Genomic DNA, 22,054 nt, shown 5'->3' on the forward strand with positions numbered 1-22,054 from the left:
GGAGTTTCGCCCCTGAGGGCGCACACGCGCGGCAGACCCCCGGTCGGAGGCCGGGGCCCGTCTGGGCAGGCGGGGTGGGTCGGGCACAGACCTCCGTGAGGAAAACACGAGGAGTACGCCCGCACATGGCACGTCTAGTCGGCGTCGATCTCCCCCGCGACAAGCGGTTGGAGATCGCGCTCACCTACATCTTCGGGGTCGGCCGGACCCGCGCGATCGAGACCCTGACCGCGACCGGCATCAGCCCCGACAAGCGCACCAAGGACCTCACCGACGAGGAGCTCGTCCAGCTCCGCGATCACATCGAGGCCAACTACAAGGTTGAAGGCGACCTGCGCCGCGAGGTCGCCGCCGACATCCGCCGCAAGGTCGAGATCGGCTGCTACGAGGGCATCCGGCACCGCCGTGGTCTTCCCGTCCGGGGGCAGCGGACCCGCACCAACGCCCGTACCCGTAAGGGCCCGAAGCGGACCGTCGCCGGCAAGAAGAAGGCCGGTAAGAAGTAGGTCCTCGATCGGATTTGGTGGTCGTCCGCCGTCGTGGTTGACCGGGCCGCTACCGATCTGGGGTCTACGGAAGTTGACGGGGTCAGACGGGTCGTTCGCCGTCGAAGAGCACGGCGGCGAGCCGCCGAGAACGGCCGTGCGATCAGCAACCGATCTTTTGGAAACAAACAGGAGCGCACTGACTTATGCCACCTAAGGCTCGTGCCGGAGCCGCTGTAAAGAAGGTCCGGCGCAAGGAACGCAAGAACGTCGCCCACGGGCAGGCGCACATCAAGAGCACCTTCAACAACACCATCGTGTCGATCACCGACCCGACCGGTGCGGTCATCTCCTGGGCCTCCGCTGGCCAGGTGGGCTTCAAGGGCTCCCGCAAGTCGACCCCGTTCGCCGCGCAGCTCGCCGCCGAGGCGGCTGCCCGTCGGGCGATGGAGCACGGCATGCGCAAGGTCGACGTGTTCGTCAAGGGCCCCGGCTCCGGCCGGGAAACCGCCATCCGTTCGCTGCAGGCCGTCGGCCTCGAGGTCGGGCAGATCTCCGACGTCACGCCGCAGCCGCACAACGGGTGCCGTCCGCCGAAGCGTCGCCGGGTCTGAGAGGTAGATAGAGATGGCTCGTTACACGGGTGCCGACTGCCGTCGTTGCCGGCGCGAGAAGATGAAGCTGTTCCTCAAGGGCAGCAAGTGCGACGGGCCGAAGTGCCCGTTCGAATCGCGTCCCTTCCCGCCCGGCCAGCACGGCCGTGGTCGGACCAAGGAGACCGAGTACCTGCTCCAGCTCCGCGAGAAGCAGAAGGCCCGCCGCGTCTACGGCGTGCTCGAGCGGCAGTTCCGCGGCTACTACGAGGAGGCGGTGGCCAAGCAGGCCAAGACCGGTGAGGTCCTCCTCCAGATCCTCGAGTCGCGGCTCGACAACGTGGTCTACCGGGCTGGCTACGCCAAGTCCCGAGACATGGCCCGCCAGCTGGTCAAGCACGGCCACTTCACGGTCAACGGCACGAAGGTCGACATTCCTTCGTACCGCGTGAAGGAGCACGACATCATCGAGGTCCGGGCGAAGTCCAAGGAGATGACGCCGTTCATCGTGGCGCAGGCCGAGGCCGGCTCGCGCACCGTTCCGGCGTGGCTCGAGGCGATCCCGAGCCAGATGAAGATCCTCGTGCACTCGCTCCCGGCCCGCCAGGTCATCGACACGCAGGTCCAGGAGCAGCTGATCGTCGAGCTCTACTCCAAGTAGTCCGGCTGGCCCTCGTGGCCGACCGGCGCCCCGACCGACCCGACGGGTCGACCGGGGGCTCACCCGGCCCGTCAGGGCCGGTCCGGAGCACCGCCCCGCCGGCGCGAGCCGGCGGGGCCGCTCCACACCACATTGGTTGCGGGCGTCAAATGGTGGGCGCCCCGACACAAGGAGAACGCAGTGCTCATCACCCAGCGGCCGACCCTCACCGAGGAGTCGATCAGCGAGACCCGGTCCCGGTTCACCATCGAACCGCTGGAGCCCGGCTTCGGCTACACGCTCGGCAACTCGCTGCGGCGTACGCTGCTGTCGTCCATCCCGGGCGCGGCGGTCACGTCGATCAAGATCGACGGCGTGCTGCACGAGTTCACCACGATCCCCGGTGTCAAGGAGGACGTGGTCGAGCTCGTCATGAACGTCAAGGAACTGAGCGTCAGCTCCGAGGTCGACGAGCCGGTCAGCATGTACCTGCGCAAGCAGGGCCCGGGCGACGTCACCGCCGGTGACATCCAGCCCCCGGCCGGTGTCTCGGTGCACAACCCCGACCTCAAGCTCGCGACCCTCAACGGCAAGGGCCGGCTCGACATGGAGCTGACCGTCGAGCGGGGCCGCGGCTACGTGACGGCCGCGCAGAACAAGCAGGCCGGCGCCGAGATCGGCCGCATCCCGGTCGACTCGATCTACTCGCCGGTGCTGAAGGTGACCTACCGGGTCGAGGCGACCCGTGTCGAGCAGCGCACCGACTTCGACCGCCTGATCATCGACGTCGAGACCAAGGCGTCGATCGGGCCGCGGACCGCGATCGCGTCCGCCGGCTCGACCCTGGTCGAGCTCTTCGGCCTGGCCCGCGAGCTGGACGAGACCGCAGAGGGCATCGACATCGGCCCGTCGCAGGGTGACCTCCAGCACGCCGCCGATCTGGCGCTGCCGATCGAGGAGCTGGACCTGACCGTACGGTCCTACAACTGCCTCAAGCGCGAGGGCATCAACACCGTTGGTGAACTCATCGGGCGTACCGAGGCCGACCTCCTCGACATCCGGAATTTCGGTCAGAAGTCGATCGACGAGGTCAAGATGAAGCTCGCCGGCATGGGGCTGGGCCTGAAGGACTCGGCGCCCAACTTCGACCCGGCGAACGTCGTGGACTCCTTCGGCGAGGTTGACTACGACACCGACGACTACCGCGAGACCGAGCAGCTCTAAGATCCGCTGCCAATACTGAGGAGCACCAACAATGCCCACGCCCACCAAGGGCCCCCGCCTCGGCGGCAGCCCGGCGCACGAGCGGCTCATCCTGGCCAACCTGGCCACCGCGCTGTTCCAGCACGGCAAGATCCGCACGACCGAGACGAAGGCCAAGCGGCTGCGCCCGCTCGCGGAACAGCTCATCACCAAGGCCAAGCGCGGCGACCTGGCCGCACGTCGGCGGGTGCTGACCGTCGTACGCGACAAGGACGTGGTCTACACGCTGTTCGACCAGATCGCGCCGCGCTACGCCAACCGTCCCGGTGGCTACACCCGGATCGTGAAGACCGGTCCGCGCAAGGGTGACGCCGCCCCGATGGCGATCATCGAGCTGGTCGAGGAGCTCGTCGTCGCGGAGTCCGGCGGCGGCAAGAAGTCGGCCGCCCGCAAGGCGGCCCAGCAGGACAAGGTCGAGGCGCTCGCCCCCGCCGAGGCGGAGAAGCCCGCGACCAAGCCGGCCGCCGCCGAAGCGGACCAGGACGCCGAGGCGCCGGAGTCGGCGTCCGGCGACCACGGTGCGGAGGGCCCGGGCGACAAGGCCGAGGGCGAAGACACCAAGTAATCCGCCCAGCAAGGCACACCGGGCCCGGCACCCCGCCACGGGGTGCCGGGCCCGGTCATTTCAGGAGTACGAAGTGGACGGACGAACCCGGGTACGGCTGGACGTGGCGTACGACGGCACCGACTTCTCCGGCTGGGCGGCACAGCCCGGGCGGCGTACGGTCGCCGGCGTCCTGGCCGAGACCCTGCACCGGATCTTCGGCCCGGAGGCGGTGACCGGGCTGACCGTGGCCGGCCGGACCGACGCCGGCGTGCACGCCTCCGGGCAGGTGTGCCACGTCGACCTGCCGGCCGCGGCCTGGGCCGACCGGGCCGACACGCTCGTCCGCCGGCTGTCCGGCATGCTTCCCGGCGACGTCCGGGTACGGGCGGCCACCGCCGTCCCCGACGACTTCGACGCGCGGTTCGCGGCCACCTACCGCCGGTACGAGTACCTGGTCACCGACGCCGCGCACGGAGTCGAGCCGGTGCGCCGGCACGAGATCCTGGCCTGGCCCCGGCCGCTGGACCTCGACCGGTTGAACGCGGCCGCCGCCGGCCTGGTCGGCGAGCACGACTTCGCGGCGTACTGCCGGCGCAAGGAGAACGCCACCACCCGGCGCGAGGTCACCCGCCTGGACTGGCGACGCGACACCGCCGGCATTTTGGTCGCGACCGTGCAGGCCGACGCGTTCTGCCAGTCGATGGTGCGCAGCCTGGTCGGGGCGATGCTCGTCGTCGGCGACGGGCGCCGCCCGCCGGACTGGCCGGCCGGCCTGCTGCGGCACCGCGAACGGTCCAGCGAGGTGACCGTGGCGCCGGCGCACGGGCTGACCCTCGTCGCGGTCGGCTATCCCGAGGACCCCGCCGCGTACGCGAGCCGGGCCGAGACCACCCGCCGGTTGCGGGTCGAGCCTCAGCTACCGGGCTGAGTCGCGGCCGCCGGCCCGGCCTCCCCGTCGGCGACGGTCGCCCGGCGCTCCAGCACGGTGCCGCGCAGGTGTAGCTCGATGACGTCGTAGAGGATCTGCCGGGCGTGCTGGTCGCCCGGATCGATCTCGTCGCCGGTGGCCTTCGCGATGACCGCGTACGCCAGGAAGTGACCCCGGAAATGCCAGCCGACCTGGCCCGACGAGTGGACGACGGGTTCGGTGCCGGCTCCGGCGACCATGCCCTGGAAGCGACCGCTCTCCTCGGCGACGAGCGGCTTGATGCCTTCGTGGACCCGGCCGGCGGCGGCCTCGTCCACCAGGTTGAAGATCCCGGCGGTGAGCAGGTATTCGCCGCTCGGCGACCGGAGCGTGGCCCGTACGACCTGGGTGCAGCCGGCACCGCCGAGCAGTTCGGCGATGCCGCCGCCCGCCGCGCCCGCGCAGTCCGGCGCCACCTCGGTCTTCAACACCTGGTAGGGCGGCTCCTTCGGGTTGATGACGAGGTCGGCGGTGGGGAAGACCTCTTCGACGGTGAGCGGCGCCGGATCGACGGCCTGTGAGGTGATGTCGCGCGGCTGTGCGGCGGCCGGGCCGCCGGCGGCGCGGGCGTCGCGTCCCTTGCGCTCGTCGGCGACGAGGAAGTAGGAGGTGAGGCCGCAGACGCCGAGCAGCACCACCACGGCGATCCCGCTTATCAGGGCCTGGAGTTTCGCCTTCGCCGAGGGGCGGTTGGCGACAGGGCCGCCGATGGTGGTGTCCCGCCCGGGTTCGGGTGCCGGGGCTGGCCGGGGCCCGGGCCGGGGCCGGGCGGGGCCGGCCGGTGAACCCGCCGGTGGCGGGCCCGACCGGGTGGGACCCGGTGCCGGTGGCAGGGCGCGGGCGGGACCCGGTGGCAGGGCGCGAGCGGGACCCGGCGGCAGGGCGCGGGCGGGACCCGGTGGCAGGGCGCGGGCGGAAGCTGCCGGTGGCAGGGCCGGGCGGGCGGAACCCGGCGCCGGTGGCAGGGCACGGGTCGGGGCGGGCGACGGTGGGAGGGCCCGGGGCGGGCCGGGCGGTGCCGGCTGGCGCCGGGGCACGGGTGACGGCGCCGGGCGGTCGGGGGGCGTCCGTGCGGGAGGGGGGACCGGGCCGGGCCGTCCCTGGGCCGTCCGTGCCGGCCGGGGTGTCGGGGCAGGTGGGGTGTCCGCGTCGGCCCAGGCCCGGCGACGACCCGCCGGTGACGGGTCGTTCGCGGGACCGCGCGGGACCGCGGGTCGGTCGTCCGGAGGTGCGTACGGCTCGGTGGCCGGGCGACGGCGGTGGCCGGAGGTAGGGGGCTCGGCAGGCAGGTAGCTGGGCAGGTAGTCCGCGATCGACCCGGTGCCGGCCGGGGGCGGGTGCGGCCGGGGCGGTTTGCGGCCATCGGAAGCGGCCGGGCGGCGTGGGTCGGCCGCCTCGTCGGGTGGGCCGGACGGTGGTTGGGGTGACCGGCTGAACCGGGCGTAGGGGCTGGGTGGGGCGTGCTCGCGGCCCGGCGGGGATGGACGTCCGTCGGGGTGCGGCCGGTGCCCGTACACCATGCCGGTCAGGGTAACGGAGGTTGGAGATCCCTTACCGCACTTGAGGTTTTGCGTCAATCGAAAGAGTGGACCTTCTGCATGAACAGTACTTTTCGCACCGCAGGAGCCAGGGGCGGTGCCGGGTACGCCGTGGGCGAGAATGCCTGACGTGACCGGCGACCACTACTTCACCGCTGAACCGACCAGCCCCGATCAGCGCCGCGACATCGAGTTCACCGTGGCGGGGCACGGTCTCACCCTGGTCGCCACCGGCGGCGTCTTCTCCGCCGGGCGGCTCGACCCCGGCACGGCCGTACTGCTGCGCAAGGGCGAGTTGCCCGCGGCCGGTACCACCGGCCACCTGCTCGACCTGGGCTGCGGTTACGGGCCGATCGCGTGCGCGCTGGCGACCGTCGCGCCGGCCGCCACCGTCCACGCCGTCGATGTCAACGCCCGTGCCCGGGAACTCGCCGGCGAGAACGCGGCTCGCATCGGCGTCGCCGACCGGGTCCGGGTCGCCGCGCCCGACGACGTACCCGACGACATCGTCTTCGCCCAGATCTGGTCGAACCCGCCGATCCGGATCGGCAAGGCCGAACTGCACGCCATGCTCACCCGCTGGCTGCCCCGGCTCGCGCCGGACGGGGTCGGCTGGCTCGTCGTGGCCCGGCACCTCGGCGGCGACTCGCTGCACCGCTGGCTGGTCGAGCAGGGTTTCCGGGTCGACCGGCACGCCAGCCAGAAGGGCTACCGGGTACTGCGGGTGACCCGCTGAAACCCGCTGTCGCCGGACCGGTCGGTTCGGGCACGATGCCCCGGTGGGTTACGTAGACGTCGCCGGGGTCGCGCACACGCTGCCCGACGGCCGCCAACTGTTCGCCGACGTGTCGTTCCGGGTCGGTGAGGGCGCCAAGGTCGCCCTGGTCGGCCCGAACGGCGCCGGCAAGACAACGCTGCTGCGCATGGTGGCCGGCGACCTGACGCAGCAGACCGGTGCCATCGCCCGGTCCGGCGGGCTGGGCGTGATGCGCCAGTTCATCGGCATGATCGGCGACGACACCACACTGCTCGACCTGGCGCTGTCGCTGGCCGCCCCGGTGCTTCGGGACGCCGGCCGGCGGTTGGTCGCCACCGAGGCGGCGCTGCGCACCGCCGAGGCGCGCGGCAAGTACAGCAACGCGGCCGGCAAGGCGCAGATGGCGTACGCCGACGCGCTGGCCGCCTGGGGCGAGACCGGCGGGTACGAGGCCGAGGTGGTCTTCGACACCGTCGCCACGATCGTGCTCGACCAGCCGTGGGACGCCGTCCGGGACCGACCCGTGCGCACCCTCTCCGGCGGGCAGCAGAAGCGGTTCGCGCTCGAACTGCTGCTCCGTGGCACCGACGAGGTGTTGCTCCTCGACGAGCCGGACAACTTCCTCGACGTACCCGGCAAGCGGTGGCTCGAACGGCGGCTGCGCGAGTCGGCCAAGTCCGTGCTCTACGTCTCGCACGACCGGGAGTTGCTGGCCCAGACCGCCGACCGGGTCGTCGCCGTCGAGGGCGGCAGCGCCTGGACCCACCCGGGCGGGTTCGCGAGCTGGCACGAGGCCCGGGTCGCCCGCCACGACCAGCTCGAGGAACGTCGGCGGCGATGGGACGAGGAGCACCAGAAGCTGCGTGAGCTGATGCTGATGTACAAGCAGAAGGCCGCGTACAACGACGGGATGGCGTCGCGCTACCAGGCGGCGCAGACCCGGCTGCGCAAGTTCGAGGAGGCCGGCCCGCCGCCGCTGCCGCCGAAGGACCAGGCCGTCCGGATGCGGCTCACCGGCGGCCGTACCGGCAAGCGGGCCGTCATGTGCGAGCAGCTCGAACTCGACGGCCTGACGTACCCGTTCGACGTGGAGATCTGGTACGGCGACCGGGTCGCGGTCCTCGGCGCCAACGGCACCGGGAAGTCGCACTTCCTGCGGCTGCTCGCCCGCGGCGGCACCGACCCCGACCCGGCGAACGTGCCGGTCGACGTCGGGGTGACACTGGCGCCGGTCGCGCACAACGGTGTTGTACGGCTCGGGGCCCGGGTGCGGCCCGGTCACTTCTCACAGACCCACGACCGGCCGGAACTGATGGCGAAGACCCTGGTCGAGGTGTTGTGGCGCGGCGACGACCACCGGGACGGGATGGACCGGCACGCGGCGATGGCGGCGCTGGGCCGCTACGAGCTGGCCGGGCAGGGCGACCAGCGGTTCGGCACGCTGTCCGGCGGTCAGCAGGCCCGGTTCCTCGTGCTGCTGCTGGAGCTGTCCGGGGCGACCCTGCTGCTGCTCGACGAGCCGACCGACAACCTCGACCTGGCCAGCGCCGAGGCACTCGAAGAGGGGCTGCGGGCCTTCGACGGCACGGTGGTGGCGGTGACCCACGACCGGTGGTTCAGCCGGTCGTTCGACCGCTTCGTCCTCTTCCGCGGCGACGGCGAGGTGGTCGAGGTGCCCGAACCGGTCTGGGACGTCGCCTGACACCGTCCCGCATAGGCTCGCGACATGACTGAGATGCGCTACCGCCGGTTGGGTGACTCCGGGCTCGTGGTGTCCGTGGTCGGCATCGGCTGCAACAACTTCGGACGCAAGCTCGACGCCGCCGGCACGAAGGCGGTCGTGGACGCCGCGATCGACGCCGGGATCAACCTCTTCGACACCGCCGACATCTACGGCAACCCGCACGGCGCCTCCGAGGAGCAGCTTGGCGCGGCCCTGCGCGGGCGCCGGGACGAGGTGGTGGTGGCCACCAAGTTCGGCATGAACATGGAGGGGGCCAACGGCGCCGACCGGGGTGCCCGCGGAGCCCGCCGGTACATCGTCCGGGCCGTCGAGGCGTCGCTGCGCCGGCTCGGCACCGACCACATCGACCTCTACCAGATGCACGAGCCCGATCCGGCGACGCCGATCGAGGAGACGCTGTCGGCGCTCGACGATCTCGTCCGCGCCGGGAAGGTCCGTTACCTCGGCAACTCCAACTTCGCCGGCTGGCAGATCGCCGACGCCGAGTGGACCGCCCGGACCCGGAACCTGACCCGGTTCGTCAGCGCCCAGAACCACTACAGCCTCATCGAACGGGACGCCGAGACCGAGGTCGTGCCGGCCTGCGAGCGGTTCGGGCTGGGCCTCCTGCCGTTCTTCCCGCTGGCCAGTGGCCTGCTCAGCGGCAAGTACCGGCGGGGCGAGAGCGCGCCGCAGGGCACCCGGCTGGCCGAGGACCGGTGGGCCAAGCGGCTGGCCGCCGCGCCCTGGGACCTGATCGAGTCACTGGAGAAGTTCGCCGCGGAGCGCGGCCGCAACCTGCTCGACGTCGCCATCGGCGGGCTCGCCGCCCGCCCCGCGGTCACCTCCGTGATCGCCGGGGCGACCACCCCCGACCAGGTACGCGCCAACGCGCGGGCCGGTGCCTGGGAGCCGTCCGCCGAAGACCGGGAGGCGCTCGCCACCCTGCTCTGACCTGGTCCCCCCTTTACGGGGACCGGACGGCAGACGTACTCTCGGTCGCGGAAGTGACCCACGGGAGCCCGGTGCACCGGGCTGAGAGGGGGGCTGCAGCCCCCGACCGTCGAACCTGATCCGGGTAATGCCGGCGCAGGGAGGAGTGCTGCTGTGCCGTCTTTCGGACGACTGCATCTCGTGACCGACACCCGGCCGGGCCGGGATCCGCTCGCCGTCGTACGGGCCGCCCTGTCCGCCGCCGGCGCCGAACTCGTCGTACAGGTCCGGGTCGAGGACCTGGCGAGCGACCGGGAGGCGTACGACCTGGCCGGCCGGGTCACCGACCTGTGCGCGGCGGCCGGAGCGACCTGCCTGGTCAACGACCGCCTGCATGTCGCGCTCGCGGTCGGCGCCGCCGGCGGCCACGTGGGCGCGCTCGACCTGCCCGTCGACGCGGCCCGCCGGGTGCTCGGCCCGGACGCGGTGCTCGGCGCCACCGCGCGTACCGGGGAGGCGGGGCGGGCGGCGGTGGCGGCCGGGGCGACCTATCTCGGCGTCGGGCCCTGCTACCCGACGTCGACCAAGGACGGGCTGCCGGCCCCGATCGGGCCGGCCGGGATCGCCGCGGTGGCCGGCGCGGTCGACGTGCCGGTCATCGCGATCGGCGGGGTGACCGCGGCCAGCGCCCCGGAACTCGTCGCGGCCGGCGCGTACGGCGTGGCCGTCGTCGGCGCCGTCTCGTCGGCCGCCGACCCGGCCCGGGCCACCGCCGAACTGCTCGCCGCGATCACGGCCGTCCGATGAGGCCGGACGTCGCCGTCGTCGGCGCCGGGCCGATCGGACTCGCCATCGCATGGCGCTGCGCCGCCCGGGGGATGAGCGTGGTCGTCCACGACCCGGCCCCCGGTTCGGGTGCGTCGGACGTGGCGGCCGGGATGCTGGCCCCGGTGGCCGAGGCGTACTTCGGCGAGGAGGAGCTGACCTCGCTGCTGGTCGCCTCCGCCGCCCGCTGGCCCGGCTTCGCCGCCGAACTCGCGCGGGCCGCCGGCACCGAGGTCGGCTATCGCGACGAGGGCACCCTCGTGGTGGCCCTCACCGCCGACGACCTGGCCGAGGCGGAGCGGCTGTGGACGTACCAGCGGGGGCTGGGGCTGCCGATCACGGTGCTGCGCCCGGCGGAGTTGCGGGCCCGCGAGCCCGGGCTCTCGCCGCGGGTGCGCGGTGGCGGGTATGCGCCCGACGACCACCAGGTCGACCCCCGGCGCCTGGTCGTCGCCCTCGCGGCGGCGGCGCGGCGGGCCGGGGTACGCGTCGAGCCGACCACGGTCACTGATCTGTCCACGGTGGACGCGGGCACGGTGGTGGTCGCCAACGGCGTCGGCGCGGCCGCACTGGCCGGCGTGCCGGTCCGGCCGGTCAAGGGCCAGGTGCTGCGCCTGCGCGCGCCGGACGGTGCCGCGCCCGGCTTCCAGCACGTGATCCGGGGCTACGCCGACCGGCGGCACGTCTACCTCGTGCCGCGCGCCGACGGCGAAGTGGTGGTCGGGGCGACCGTCGAGGAACGGCTCGATGACACCGTCACGGCGGGGGCCGTACTCGATCTGCTGCGGGCCGCGACCGACCTGCTGCCGGAGATCGCCGAATACCACCTCACCGAGACCCGGGTCGGCTGGCGGCCCGGTACGCCGGACAACGCCCCGATCATCGGTGCGCTGCCCGGCCGGCCGGGAGTGGTCGTGGCCACCGGGCACTACCGGCACGGCATCGTGCTGACGCCGCTGACCGCCGACCTGGTCGCGGACCTCGTCACGACCGGGGTCCCCGACCCGGTGCTGGACCCGTTCGGGCCGGCCCGCTTCACCACCGATCCGACGCCGAACTGAGAGCGGAGGCACACCCGTGCCGGACGATCCGATCGAACTCACCGTCAACGGGGCCACCCGCCCCTTCGCAGCCGGTACGACCGTCGCCGCGGTCGTCGCCGCGTCGACCACCCAGCACCGCGGTGTGGCGGTGGCCGTCAACGGCGAGGTGGTGCCGAGGGGCGCCTGGCCGGCGACCACGCTGCGGCCCGGCGACCGGGTCGAGGTGCTGACCGCGGCCCAGGGCGGCTGATCGCGGTGTCGTCGTTCGAACTCGGCGGGCAGACCTTCACCTCGCGACTGATCCTCGGCACCGGCGGTGCCGCGAACCTCCACGTGCTGGAACGGGCCATCCGGGCGTCCGGCACCGAACTGGTCACGCTCGCGCTGCGCCGGGTCGACACCGCCGCCACCATGCAGGGCGGGCTGCTCGACCTGCTCGACCGGTGCGGGGTACGGCTGCTGCCGAACACCGCCGGCTGCTACACCGCCACCGAGGCGGTGAAGGTCGCCCACCTGGCCCGCGAGGCGTTCGAGACGGACTGGGTGAAGCTGGAGGTCATCGGGGACGAGCGCACCCTGCTGCCGGACGGGGTGGAACTCCTCGCCGCCGCCGAATGCCTGGTCGCCGACGGGTTCACCGTGCTGCCGTACACCTCCGACGACCCGGTGCTGGCCCGCCGGCTGGCCGACGTCGGCTGTGCCGCGGTCATGCCGGCCGGGGCGCCGATCGGGTCCGGGCTCGGCATCAGCAACGAGCACCACATCCGGCTGATCACACAGTCGGTGGACGTACCGGTGATCCTCGACGCGGGCATCGGCACCGCGTCCGACGCCGCCCGGGCGATGGAACTCGGCTGCGCCGGCGTGCTGCTGGCCAGCGCGGTGACCCGGGCCGCCGACCCGGAGCGGATGGCGACGGCGATGCGGCACGGGGTCGAGGCCGGATGGCTGGCCGCCGGTGCCGGCCGGATCGCCCGCCGGTCCCACGCCCTGGCGTCCACACCGGACGACGGGCGGCCACAACTGTGACCGGACCGGGCGGCGTCGTCGTCCTCACCGACCGTCGGCTGGCCCACCGGCCACTGGTCGACGTGGTGCGGGGCTGTGTCGACGGCGGCGCCCGGTGGGTCGTGCTGCGGGAACGGGACCTTTCCCGGGCCGAGCGGACCAGGCTCGCGGACCGGCTGCGCGCCGTGCTCGCTACGGTCGGCGGGCGACTGGTCGTCGCCGGCCCCGACCCGCTGGGCGGCGACGCCGTGCACCTGGCCACCGCCGACCCGTATCCGTCGCCGGCGCCGTCGCTGGTCGGCCGGTCGTGCCACGACGAGGCCGAACTCGACCGGCTGTCCACAGAGGACTACGTGACGATGTCGCCGGTCTTCCCGACCCCGTCCAAGCCCGGCTACGGACCACCACTGACCGTCGACGGGCTGGCCCGGCTGATCCGGCATTCCAGCGTGCCGGTGCTCGCCCTCGGCGGCATCCGTACCGCCGCCCAGGTCGCCCGGTGCCACGCCGCCGGTGCGGCCGGCGTCGCGGTGATGGGCGTCGTCATGTCCGCCGCCGACCCGGCGGCCACCGTCGCGGCGCTGCGCGCCGGCCGCCCACCGCGGGCCGGTTCCGGCGGCGGCGATCCGCAACCCCCGGCCCGCCGCGGCCGGCAGTCCGGCTGAGCGTCATCCAGAGAAGAAGTTTGTCGTGAGCGGGCGGAGCGGCCGGCTCGGCTCGCGTCATGACGACGAGCGAAGCGAGGAGATGTCATGCAGGCACGCCGCAAGGTCTACGTCGAAGGTCCACGACCGGACATCCAGGTGCCGTTCGCCGAGGTCGAACTGGCCGGCGACAACGCGCCGGTCCGGCTCTACGACACATCGGGTCCGGGGTCCGATCCGGAGACCGGACTGCCCCCGCTGCGCGGTCCGTGGATCGCCGAGCGCGGTGACGTCGCGCCGGTCCGCGGCGGTGGCAGCCCGCTCGCCGGCCCCCGGCCCACCCAGCTCGCCTACGCCCGCGCCGGCCGGATCACCCCGGAGATGGAGTTCGTCGCGGTCCGCGAGGGCGTCCCGGCCACGGTCGTACGGGACGAGATCGCCGCCGGTCGCGCCGTCCTGCCGGCGAACGTCAACCACCCCGAGTCCGAGCCGATGATCATCGGAAGCCGGTTCCTGGTGAAGGTCAACGCCAACATCGGCACCTCGGCGGTCACCTCGTCGGTCGCCGAGGAGGTCGACAAGCTCACCTGGGCGACCCGCTGGGGCGCCGACACCGTGATGGATCTGTCGACCGGCAAGCGGATCCACGAGACCCGCGAGGCGATCGTGCGCAACTCGCCCGTGCCGATCGGCACCGTGCCGATCTACCAGGCGCTGGAGAAGGTCGGCGGCGACCCGGTCAAGCTCTCCTGGGAGATCTTCCGGGAGACCGTGATCGAGCAGGCCGAACAGGGCGTCGACTACATGACGGTGCACGCCGGGGTGCTGCTGCCGTACGTGCCGCTGGCCGTCGACCGGGTCACCGGGATCGTGTCGCGCGGTGGCTCCATCATGGCCGCCTGGTGCCTCGCGCACCACGAGGAGAACTTCCTCTACACCAACTTCGCCGAGCTGTGCGAACTGCTCGCCCGCTACGACGTGACGTTCTCGCTGGGCGACGGCCTGCGGCCCGGTTCGATCGCAGACGCCAACGACGAGGCGCAGTTCGCCGAGCTGCGTACGCTGGGCGAGCTGACCACCGTCGCGTGGGAACACGACGTACAGGTGATGATCGAGGGGCCCGGCCACGTGCCGATGCACAAGATCAAGGAAAACGTCGACCTCCAGCAGGAACTGTGCCACCAGGCGCCGTTCTACACCCTCGGTCCACTCACGACGGACATCGCGCCGGCGTACGACCACATCACCTCGGCCATCGGTGCCGCGATGATCGGCATGTTCGGCACCGCGATGCTGTGTTACGTCACCCCCAAGGAGCACCTCGGCCTGCCCGACCGCGACGACGTCAAGGCCGGCGTGATCGCGTACAAGATCGCGGCGCACGCGGCCGACCTCGCCAAGGGGCACCCGGGGGCGCAGGCCTGGGACGACGCGCTCTCCAAGGCGCGGTTCGAGTTCCGCTGGGAGGACCAGTTCAACCTGTCACTCGACCCGGAGACCGCGCGGGCGTACCACGACGCCACCCTGCCGGCCGAGCCCGCCAAGACCGCGCACTTCTGCTCCATGTGCGGCCCGAAGTTCTGCTCGATGAAGATCACACAGGAGCTGAAGGAGTACGCCGAGCGCGGCATGCGGGACAAGTCGCAGGAGTTCGTCGACTCCGGTGGCCGGGTCTACCTGCCGCAGGCCTAGCGGTCACCCACCGGGCGGGCGGTCGGACGTACGCAGCGACAGGCGCGGGCCGGGGTCACGGCGCGGCCGGTCGTCCGCCGGGGCGGCCGTCCCGAGCCCGCTGACCCAGTCGACGTAGTCCTCGTCCTGCGCCTTCGCCGGCTTCCGGCCCCGACCCTTCGCCGGGCGGTCGGCCGGCTGCTCGTCGACCGGCGGCTCGGGCTCCTCGACCGGGTTGCCGGTCGGGGCCGGCTTGCGGCGGAACAGTTTCCGGCGGGGCCGGACGGTGTCCGTGGGCTCGGCGTTCCCGTCGTCCGCCCCGGTGCCGTCCGGCTCGACGGGCGTCTCGGCCGGCTTCCCGCGCCGCCGGGACCGGCCGCGCTCCTTGTCCCCGGTCGGGGCGGGGGCGGTCAGGCCGGCGGCTGGCACGGAGTCGTCCAGGCCGGCCTCGATGCGGTCGATCAGTGACGCGCCGAGGTTCGGGCGGGCCGGATCGGCGGGCGGGGCTGGCGGGGCGATCGGCTGGGCCGGACCCGCGCCGGCCGGCTCCGGAACACGGGGCGCCGGTGCCGGCCGGGGCGCGGGTTCGGGCGTGGGCCGTACAACGGTTTCGGGCGCGGGCCGTGGGACGGGGCGGGGTGCCGGTTCGGCCGTTGCCCGCGCGGCGGGTTCGGGCGAGCGCTGGGTGGATTGAGTCGCGGGTTCGGGCGAGCGGGGCCGGGGCGGAGTCGACGGCTCGGACGGGCGGGGCGTGGGCCGGACCGGTTCCGCTTTCGTCAGTACCGGCAACACGGTGGTGGCCGGGGCCGGTGGCTCGTTCCCGGTGGTACCGACCGGCACCGGCTCCGTGGCTGGTGCCGGTACCGGATCCGTCGTTCGATCCGGCACCGCCGAGGGTGCCGGCTCCCGGGCCGGCTGCGTCGGCACGCTCGGCGCATCCGGCGCCGTCGCCCCGGTACGGTCCGGCCCGGCGCTGTCGGACCCGTCGGTGGTTGGCGTCGACTCGCTGGTCGTCGCCTCGGTATCCGGCCGGCGGAACTTCAGCCGGTGCCGGCCGCCGGCCCTGCCGGCCGCCGTGCCGGTGGCCGTCGAACCATCGGCAGTGCCCGGGCGGGGTGCCTGGCCGGGCAGCCTCGTCAGCACCGCGAGCACCGATCCGATCGCACCGGTGGCCACCGCGAGCAACGCGGCCCAGTAGGGATTGGCCTGGTAGCGGTCGGCCGAGTCACCCGGTCCGGCGGCCAGGTAGGCGAAGGCCAGCAGGGCCGGCGCGACCGCTCCCGACAGGGCGGCCGGCACGACCGGATGGCCACGGAGGCGGGCCAGCACGCCGAGCCCGGCACCGGCCACCAGGGCCAGCGCCGGCATGACGACCAGCGCCAGCCGCCCACCGGTGCCGGTGCCGAGTCCGGCCGGATCGAACACCCCGAGGCGTACGTCCGGCGGGGCGGCCGCCGGCCCGAGCGACGGAACGACCGAGAGCAGGGCGAGCAACCACACCGCCGCGATCGAGGCGGCGACGTTCCAGCCGATCGCCCGTTGGGTGAGTGCCGCGACGGCGGCGGCCGCACCGACCACGGCGCCGAGGGTGGCGGCCAGGCCGACGGCCCCGACCGGGTCGGGCGACGCCACCAAAGCCGCGCGCGCCGGAAGCATTGCCAGCGGTGCGACGGCGGTGGCGCCGAGCCCGGCCACCACGGCGTACGCGATCCGGACCCCGATCGGCGTCGCGAGCCCGTGTCGCCGGGCCAGCCGCTCGGCGGCGAAGCCACCGGCCACCGCGGCGATCGCGGCGAACCAGGTCACCCAGGCGAGCTGGGCCGGCCACAGGTTCTGCGTGGTGCCGTCGAAGAGACGGGCGAAGCGTACGAGCCCCAGCCCGTATGCGATGCCGAGCTGGCCGGCTCCGGCGAGTGCGCCGACGCCGAGTGCCGCGAGCAGCACCTTGCCCCAGGTCCGATAGGCCATGCGGGCACGTTACGGCCAGCGGTGGTGAATCGCTACCCTTCGTCCGGACATGACCCGACCTGTGCCGGCACCCCGCACGCAGGCAGCCAGCACGGGTGGGTCACCGCGCCGGGTCGAGCTGGGGGAGCACCTGGTCGGCGATGAGTTCGAGATGGTCGAGGTCGGCCATGTCGATCAGTCGCAGATGTACCCGCGTCGCGCCGATGGCCGCGAACTCGCCGATCCGTTCGACGAGCCTGGCGGGGGAGCCCACCACCGGGTCCTCCGGCGGCAGCGCACTCTTGACGTGCAGCGGAGCCGCCCGCCGCTCCACCTCGGCGTCGGTGCGACCGATGGCCACCACGATGCCCGCCGACAGGGTCAGTGGCCGGCGTCCACTCTCGGCCCGGCCGGTCCGGTCGGCCGCCTCGGCAACCCGCTCGTACGCCTCGGCGGTCTCGGCGACCGACTTGAACGGCATGTTGAACTCGTCGCCGTAACGGGCGGCCAGTTCCGGGGTGCGCTTGGCGCCCCGACCACCGATGATCACCGGCGGGCCGGGCGTCTGGACCGGACGGGGCAGTGCGGGCGCGTCGACCAGTTGGTAGTGGTCGCCGTGGTGGTTGAACCGCCCGTCGGCCGGGGTCGCCCACAGGCCGGTCAGGATCGCCAACTGCTCCTCGAGCCGGTCGAACCGCTCGACGGTGCCCGGGAACGGGATGCCGTACGAGATGTGCTCGCGCTCGTACCAGCCGGCGCCGATGCCGAGGTCGACCCGGCCGCCGCTCATCTGGTCGACCTGCGCCACCTGGATGGCGAACGGCCCGGGCAGCCGGAACGTGACCGAGGTGACCAGTGTGCCGAGCCGGATCCGGCTGGTCTCCCGGGCCAGGCCGGCCAGCGTGATCCACGCGTCGGTCGGGCCGGGCAGGCCGGGGTCGGCACCCATCGACTGGAAGTGGTCGGCGCGCAGGAAACCCTCGAAGCCGCTGTCCTCCACGGCACGCGCGAAGCGGAGCTGGTCGGCGTAGCTGGCGCCGCGGTGCGGCTCGGTGAAGATCGTCACTCGCACGGTCAGCGTCCCCCTACGCCCGCGGCCGCCGGCGGCTCCCGCTCCATCAGGAGTTCGTGCAGGTCGGCGCTGCACCTGGCGACCTCTTCGAGGTGCGCGTTGCGGCCGAGGCTGCGCGGGCGCGGGATGTCGATGTCGACGACCTTGCGGATCCGGCCGGGACGGGGGCTGAGTACGACCACCCGGTCGGCGAGTAGCACCGCCTCGTCGATCGAGTGTGTGACGAAGATGATGGTCGCCTGGTTTTCCATGTGGATGCGCTGGAGTTCGACCGACAACTCCTCGCGGGTGAGCGCGTCGAGTGCGGAGAACGGCTCGTCCATCAGCATCACCTTCGGCGAGCTGATGAGCGATCGGCACAGCGACACCCGCTGTTGCATGCCGCCGGAGAGTTCGTGCGGCAGCCGCTTCTCGAAGCCGGCCAGGCCGGCCAGCTCCAGCAGTTCGTGGGCGCGGTCGACGTATTCGGCCTTGCGCCAGCCGAAGATTTCGACGGGCAGCAGCACATTGTCGAGTACCGAACGCCACGGCAACAGGGCCGGCCGTTGGAAGAGCATCGCGATGTCACGGCGGGCCTTGGTCACCCGCTCACCGGCCACCTTCAGTTCGCCCCCGGTCACCGGCAGCAGTCCGGCCACCAGACGCAGCAATGTGGACTTGCCGCAGCCGGAACGGCCGACGACGGCGACGAACTCGCCCTGGCGAATCTCGAGGTCGATGCCCCGCAACGCCTCGACGGTCCCGGTGCGGGTGGTGAAGGTTCGGGACACCCCGTGGAGCTCGATCACCCGAGTGGCTCCCATCATCGGATCAATAGCCTGGCCAGGCTAGCCGCATCGGCTGGGAAGCACTAGACGTCTGGGGCTGGCGATTTTGTGGCCGTTCCGCAACCTGATACGCGGGGTGAGCTAATCGTGACCTTCTCGTACGCTGTGCCGCGAACATTCCTCACACCGCGGCACTGGCCACCCCTCGGCGCGGTGCCGACCGGCTCAACAACTCCCCTCTGGTTGGGAAGGAAACGTCTCCATGACAAGGCTCACCCGTACGATCGCCGTTGCGGCGTTGGCCACGGCCCTCGCGGTCGTTTCCGGCTGCAGCGGCTCGAACGAGTCGGACGGCTCCGGGAGCGACGGCTCCCTGGAGAAAGTGACATATCTCACTTCGTTCGGCAATTTCGGTCGTGACTCGTACGCCTGGGTTGCGAAGGACAAGGGGTTCTTCGAAGAAGCCGGCTTCGATGTCGAAATCAAGGCCGGCAACGGCACCGGTGACAACATCAAGAACATCGTGGGCGGTCAGGCCGAATTCACTCCCATCGACCTGACCGGTGGTCTGCTGCAGATGGGTAACGGCCAGGCGAAGGACTTCGTCGCGGTCGCGGCCATCCAGCAGCGTACGATGGCCGCGATCATCGCCCTGGAGGGCGGCGGCATCACCACCCCGAAGGACCTGGAGGGCAAGAAGCTCGCCGACACCCCCGGCTCGGTCGTGCGTAACCTCTTCCCGACGTACGCCAAGCTCGCCGGTGTCGACGCCACCAAGGTGGAGTGGGTCAACGGCCAGGCGCAGACCCTGATCGGGACGCTCGCCGGTGGGCAGGTGGCCGGCATCGGCCAGTTCGTCGTCGGCAAGCCGACCGTCGAGACCGTCGCCAAGAAGCCGGCGGTGGTGCTGCCGTACAGCGACATCATGACCGACCTCTACGGCATGGTGCTGATCACGTCGTCCAAGCTCGCCAAGGAAGACCCGGACAAGGTCCGGCGCTTCACCCAGGCGCTGCTCAAGGGCCTCGAGTACAGCATCACCCACCCCAAGGAGTCCGGCGAGATCCTCAACAAGAACGTCACCACGGCCCCCGCGGCCCCGGCGGCGGCCGAGCTCGAACTGATGGGTGCCTACGTCCGGTCGGCCGGATCGGGTGCCGCGGTCGGTGTGCTCGACAGCGAGCGGGTCGCCCGCAGCATCGCCATCCTCCAGGGCGCCGGCGCCATCCCGCCGGGCCTCACGCCCGAGCAGATCATCGACTTCGACGTCACGCCGAAGTCCTGACCGGACCGTCCCGAAACAGGGGTACGCCCACCGCTCCGCGTCGGTGGGCGTACCCCTCGCGTCACCCCGGCTCCGCGAGCCGGACGAACTGAGGAGTGAAAGATGGCCGAGTTGACCGAGGTCCGGGCAGCCCCGGCAGTGGTCCCGGCACGACGGCGCAAGGGCGGTGGCAGCGCGGCGGTGGTCGGGCTGCCGGCGCTCGGGCTGGTGGTCGCGCTCACCGTCTGGTGGCTCGTCACCTCCGTATTCAACCTGGTCCACCCGGTGGTCCTGCCGCCGCCGCAGGACGTGCTGTCGGCGTTCAACGCCGTCCCCGCGCGGCTGCTCGAAGCGACCCTCGCGACGACCCTGGAGACCGTCATCGGGTTCCTGCTGTCGACCGTCGCGGGTGTCCTCATCGGTCTTGCGCTGGCCAGCTCCCGGCTGGTCGAGCGGATGTTCTCGCCGCTGCTGGTGGCAATCAACGCGGTACCGAAGATCGCGCTCGGGCCGCTGCTCGTCGTCTCGCTCGGCTGGGGGCAGAAGCCGATCCTGACGATGGTCTTCCTGCTGTGCTTCTTCCCGATCGTGCTGTCCACCGCCACCGGTCTCACCTCGACCCCGGCGGACCTCGCCGAACTCGCCCGGTCGCTGGACGCCTCACGCTGGCAGGCGTTCCGCAAGGTACGGCTGCCCGCCGCGCTGCCGCAGATCTTCGTCGGCCTCAAGGTCGCCATGCCGCTCGCCGCGATCGGCGCCGTCATCGGCGAGTTCCAGGCCGGCGAGGGCGGCCTGGGCTACGAGATCGTGCAGACCAGCGGGATCGGCGACAGCGCGACCGCCTGGGCCGCGATCATCCTGATCGCCCTCATGAGCATCGTGCTCTACTTCGCGCTCGTACTGATCGAGCGGCTGGCGCTGCCCTGGGTCCGCGAGACGACCTCGTCACGCTGACGCCGGCACGAACCCGCCGTACGACGCAGCAGGGGCCGCCCCGAACCGGGGCGGCCCCTGCGTGGCACTCACGGTCAGCCGGCGAGCCGCCAGCGGCCACTACGGGCGACCAGCATCGTCAGCGCCTGCGGCATCAGGCCGGAGTGGTTGTCGGGAGTCATCCGGATCGGGCCGGACAGCCCGTCGAACTGTGACGTCTCGAGCACGTCGCGGATGCCGTCCCGGTTCGGGGAACCGGAGTCGCCGTCGCCGGCCAGCACCGAGTCGACCACGAGCTGCAGGGCATCGGCGGCGAACGACGAGATGCCGTCGTAACCGCCGTACCGGGCGGTGTAGTCCCGGAACCACTGCTTGCGGGCGGCCTTCGCCGGCGTCGTCGCGATGACGTCGTCGATGACCATGGTCTGGGTGAACACCATGGTCGCGCCGTTGGTGGACTCGCTCGCGTTGCCGCCGAAGAACAGCCCGCTCGCGGCGGCGGCGTCGAAGTAGAGCTCACCGTCGAAGTTGGCCTGGCGGGCGGCGGCCGAGGCGGCGAGCGCCTGCTCGGGGCCGGTCCAGACCACCAGCGCGTCGGTGTTGCCGTTGGTGGCCGACCGGACCAGCGACTCGATGTTGGTGGCGTCGGGCTTGACCGCCTGGGCCCGGGTCAGCCGGATGTTGGCCTTCTCCAGCTCGGCGGTCAGGGCCGCCTGGCCCTCCCGGCCGTAACCGTCGTCGGTGTACAGCAGCGCGGTCCGGGCTACGGTCTTGCGCCGCAGTTCGCTGGCGAGCGCGGCGGCACTGTCGGCCGCGTTGAGCCCGAGCTTGAACATGTAGCGGCGCTCGGCCGCCGGCGACGCGATCTCGTTCGCCGGAGCGAGGGCGACCGTGGGCAGCTTGTTGTCGGCGACGGTCGGCAGCGCACCGATCGCGCACTCGCTGCACCCGCCCATGATGACGGCGCTGACCGAAGTGTTCTTCGCGAAGTCGCTGACGTTACGCAGCGACTCGTTGACGTCGGAGCGGTTGTCTTTGGTGTCGACGCGGACCTTGCGGTCGCCGAGCACACCGGACTCGTTGAGCTGCTCGGCCTTGAGTTCGAGCGCCCGCCGGTATGCCTCGCCGTACGCCGACGCGGAGCCGGACAGCTCCAGGTCGGCACCGACGACGATTTCGCGTGTGTCGCGTTCTTCCTGGGTGAACTGGCAGCCGGCGAGCGACGATGCCAGAACGGCCGCGGTGAGCGCCGTGATGCTCACGGAGCGGATGCGCCTCAACTGAATCCTCCATGTTGCGCGGAGATGCCGCGGCGGAGCCGGGAACCATGGCCGATGCCGGTCGACCAGAACCGAACCGCAGTGGATGGAACGTGATGGTCTACCGTACGGTCTGCGCGAAGCCTTCAAACCTGGAGAACCTTGCCAACGGAGG

The 22,054-nt window shown here is 72.3% G+C and carries 22 protein-coding genes and 1 riboswitch; of the genes, 17 read left to right on the forward strand and 5 right to left on the reverse strand.

All coding sequences use genetic code 11. The features are described from left to right. Positions 1 to 125 precede the first annotated feature (125 nt). The 6 genes from rpsM (at position 126) to truA (ending at position 4,456) form a co-directional block, all read left to right on the forward strand. Positions 126 to 506, forward strand: a complete 381-nt coding sequence (gene rpsM, locus AB0M79_RS10980; RefSeq protein WP_357534088.1) for a 30S ribosomal protein S13 — start codon at positions 126 to 128, stop codon at positions 504 to 506. A gap of 185 nt (positions 507 to 691) precedes the next feature. After that, entirely contained in the window at positions 692 to 1,099 is a 408-nt protein-coding gene (gene rpsK / locus AB0M79_RS10985; RefSeq protein ID WP_007073011.1) for a 30S ribosomal protein S11, read from the forward strand. A 13-nt stretch (positions 1,100 to 1,112) separates the two neighbouring features. Next, a complete protein-coding gene (rpsD, locus tag AB0M79_RS10990; RefSeq protein WP_357534086.1) occupies positions 1,113 to 1,739 on the forward strand; it encodes a 30S ribosomal protein S4 in 627 nt (208 codons plus the stop codon). A gap of 180 nt (positions 1,740 to 1,919) precedes the next feature. After that, positions 1,920 to 2,942 carry a DNA-directed RNA polymerase subunit alpha gene (locus AB0M79_RS10995; protein ID WP_357534084.1) on the forward strand — a complete coding sequence of 341 codons (1,023 nt, stop codon included), beginning with the start codon at positions 1,920 to 1,922 and terminating at the stop codon, positions 2,940 to 2,942. Positions 2,943 to 2,973: 31 nt separating this feature from the next. Continuing rightward, positions 2,974 to 3,546: a 50S ribosomal protein L17 gene (gene rplQ, locus AB0M79_RS11000; protein WP_364210829.1), complete on the forward strand. Its 573-nt coding sequence runs from the start codon at positions 2,974 to 2,976 to the stop codon at positions 3,544 to 3,546. A gap of 73 nt (positions 3,547 to 3,619) precedes the next feature. After that, positions 3,620 to 4,456 (forward strand): tRNA pseudouridine(38-40) synthase TruA, encoded by an 837-nt coding sequence (truA, locus tag AB0M79_RS11005; protein ID WP_357534080.1) that lies wholly within the window; start codon positions 3,620 to 3,622, stop codon positions 4,454 to 4,456. Here the strand turns inward: truA and AB0M79_RS11010 are convergent. Then, complete coding sequence (locus tag AB0M79_RS11010; RefSeq protein WP_364210832.1) at positions 4,441 to 5,136, reverse strand: hypothetical protein; 696 nt, start codon at positions 5,134 to 5,136, stop codon at positions 4,441 to 4,443. The genes truA and AB0M79_RS11010 overlap by 16 nt on opposite strands. A 1,027-nt stretch (positions 5,137 to 6,163) precedes the next feature. On the opposite strand from AB0M79_RS11010, the gene AB0M79_RS11015 reads away from it, so the two are divergent. The 9 genes from AB0M79_RS11015 (at position 6,164) to thiC (ending at position 14,658) form a co-directional block, all read left to right on the forward strand. Beyond that, positions 6,164 to 6,769: a methyltransferase gene (locus tag AB0M79_RS11015; protein ID WP_364210835.1), complete on the forward strand. Its 606-nt coding sequence runs from the start codon at positions 6,164 to 6,166 to the stop codon at positions 6,767 to 6,769. Positions 6,770 to 6,812: 43 nt separating this feature from the next. Next, positions 6,813 to 8,492 (forward strand): ATP-binding cassette domain-containing protein, encoded by a 1,680-nt coding sequence (locus AB0M79_RS11020; RefSeq protein ID WP_364210838.1) that lies wholly within the window; start codon positions 6,813 to 6,815, stop codon positions 8,490 to 8,492. A gap of 33 nt (positions 8,493 to 8,525) precedes the next feature. Continuing rightward, the gene (locus AB0M79_RS11025; RefSeq protein ID WP_364211012.1) at positions 8,526 to 9,467 is read left to right on the forward strand and encodes an aldo/keto reductase; all 942 of its coding nucleotides are present in this window, start codon (positions 8,526 to 8,528) and stop codon (positions 9,465 to 9,467) included. Positions 9,468 to 9,518: 51 nt separating this feature from the next. Further along, positions 9,519 to 9,626: riboswitch (TPP riboswitch) on the forward strand. Then, positions 9,621 to 10,253, forward strand: a complete 633-nt coding sequence (gene thiE, locus AB0M79_RS11030; RefSeq protein ID WP_357534073.1) for a thiamine phosphate synthase — start codon at positions 9,621 to 9,623, stop codon at positions 10,251 to 10,253. It overlaps the preceding riboswitch by 6 nt. Next, the gene (gene thiO, locus AB0M79_RS11035; RefSeq protein ID WP_364210842.1) at positions 10,250 to 11,332 is read left to right on the forward strand and encodes a glycine oxidase ThiO; all 1,083 of its coding nucleotides are present in this window, start codon (positions 10,250 to 10,252) and stop codon (positions 11,330 to 11,332) included. The genes thiE and thiO overlap by 4 nt, the downstream gene beginning before the upstream one ends. Positions 11,333 to 11,363: 31 nt before the next feature. Continuing rightward, complete coding sequence (thiS, locus tag AB0M79_RS11040) at positions 11,364 to 11,564, forward strand: sulfur carrier protein ThiS (RefSeq protein ID WP_364211015.1); 201 nt, start codon at positions 11,364 to 11,366, stop codon at positions 11,562 to 11,564. After that, positions 11,564 to 12,343 (forward strand): thiazole synthase, encoded by a 780-nt coding sequence (locus tag AB0M79_RS11045; protein WP_364211018.1) that lies wholly within the window; start codon positions 11,564 to 11,566, stop codon positions 12,341 to 12,343. The genes thiS and AB0M79_RS11045 overlap by 1 nt, the downstream gene beginning before the upstream one ends. Continuing rightward, entirely contained in the window at positions 12,340 to 12,987 is a 648-nt protein-coding gene (locus AB0M79_RS11050; RefSeq protein ID WP_364210845.1) for a thiamine phosphate synthase, read from the forward strand. Before AB0M79_RS11045 ends, AB0M79_RS11050 begins: the two co-directional genes overlap by 4 nt. Before the next feature lie 87 nt (positions 12,988 to 13,074). Further along, on the forward strand, positions 13,075 to 14,658 hold the full coding sequence (gene thiC / locus AB0M79_RS11055; RefSeq protein ID WP_364210848.1) for a phosphomethylpyrimidine synthase ThiC: 1,584 nt from the start codon (positions 13,075 to 13,077) through the stop codon (positions 14,656 to 14,658). Positions 14,659 to 14,661: 3 nt separating this feature from the next. Here the strand turns inward: thiC and AB0M79_RS11060 are convergent, their stop codons facing one another. The 3 genes from AB0M79_RS11060 to AB0M79_RS11070 form a co-directional block, all read right to left on the reverse strand. After that, positions 14,662 to 16,605: a hypothetical protein gene (locus AB0M79_RS11060; protein ID WP_364210851.1), complete on the reverse strand. Its 1,944-nt coding sequence runs from the start codon at positions 16,603 to 16,605 to the stop codon at positions 14,662 to 14,664. A 100-nt stretch (positions 16,606 to 16,705) separates the two neighbouring features. Continuing rightward, the gene (locus AB0M79_RS11065) at positions 16,706 to 17,656 is read right to left on the reverse strand and encodes an LLM class F420-dependent oxidoreductase (RefSeq protein ID WP_364210854.1); all 951 of its coding nucleotides are present in this window, start codon (positions 17,654 to 17,656) and stop codon (positions 16,706 to 16,708) included. A gap of 2 nt (positions 17,657 to 17,658) precedes the next feature. Then, positions 17,659 to 18,444: an ABC transporter ATP-binding protein gene (locus AB0M79_RS11070; protein WP_357534061.1), complete on the reverse strand. Its 786-nt coding sequence runs from the start codon at positions 18,442 to 18,444 to the stop codon at positions 17,659 to 17,661. Positions 18,445 to 18,685: 241 nt separating this feature from the next. Here AB0M79_RS11070 and AB0M79_RS11075 point away from each other — a divergent pair, with 241 nt between their 5' ends. Further along, entirely contained in the window at positions 18,686 to 19,708 is a 1,023-nt protein-coding gene (locus AB0M79_RS11075) for an ABC transporter substrate-binding protein (RefSeq protein ID WP_364210857.1), read from the forward strand. Positions 19,709 to 19,810: 102 nt separating this feature from the next. Beyond that, entirely contained in the window at positions 19,811 to 20,641 is an 831-nt protein-coding gene (locus AB0M79_RS11080) for an ABC transporter permease (protein ID WP_364210860.1), read from the forward strand. A gap of 74 nt (positions 20,642 to 20,715) precedes the next feature. Here AB0M79_RS11080 and AB0M79_RS11085 read toward each other — a convergent pair whose 3' ends face one another. Beyond that, positions 20,716 to 21,900: an ABC transporter substrate-binding protein gene (locus AB0M79_RS11085; protein ID WP_364210863.1), complete on the reverse strand. Its 1,185-nt coding sequence runs from the start codon at positions 21,898 to 21,900 to the stop codon at positions 20,716 to 20,718. Positions 21,901 to 22,054: the final 154 nt, after the last annotated feature.

Source organism: Polymorphospora sp. NPDC051019, from assembly GCF_040683055.1.
Taxonomy (GTDB): domain Bacteria; phylum Actinomycetota; class Actinomycetes; order Mycobacteriales; family Micromonosporaceae; genus Polymorphospora; species Polymorphospora lycopeni.

Coding starts and splice junctions, on each gene's coding strand:
- rpsM (WP_357534088.1), top strand. CDS start 126: ATGGCACGTCTAGTCGGCGTCGATCTCCCCCGCGACAAGCGGTTGGAG.
- rpsK (WP_007073011.1), top strand. CDS start 692: ATGCCACCTAAGGCTCGTGCCGGAGCCGCTGTAAAGAAGGTCCGGCGC.
- rpsD (WP_357534086.1), top strand. CDS start 1,113: ATGGCTCGTTACACGGGTGCCGACTGCCGTCGTTGCCGGCGCGAGAAG.
- rplQ (WP_364210829.1), top strand. CDS start 2,974: ATGCCCACGCCCACCAAGGGCCCCCGCCTCGGCGGCAGCCCGGCGCAC.
- AB0M79_RS11025 (WP_364211012.1), top strand. CDS start 8,526: ATGCGCTACCGCCGGTTGGGTGACTCCGGGCTCGTGGTGTCCGTGGTC.
- thiO (WP_364210842.1), top strand. CDS start 10,250: ATGAGGCCGGACGTCGCCGTCGTCGGCGCCGGGCCGATCGGACTCGCC.
- thiC (WP_364210848.1), top strand. CDS start 13,075: ATGCAGGCACGCCGCAAGGTCTACGTCGAAGGTCCACGACCGGACATC.
- AB0M79_RS11060 (WP_364210851.1), bottom strand. CDS start 16,605: ATGGCCTATCGGACCTGGGGCAAGGTGCTGCTCGCGGCACTCGGCGTC.
- AB0M79_RS11075 (WP_364210857.1), top strand. CDS start 18,686: ATGACAAGGCTCACCCGTACGATCGCCGTTGCGGCGTTGGCCACGGCC.
- AB0M79_RS11080 (WP_364210860.1), top strand. CDS start 19,811: ATGGCCGAGTTGACCGAGGTCCGGGCAGCCCCGGCAGTGGTCCCGGCA.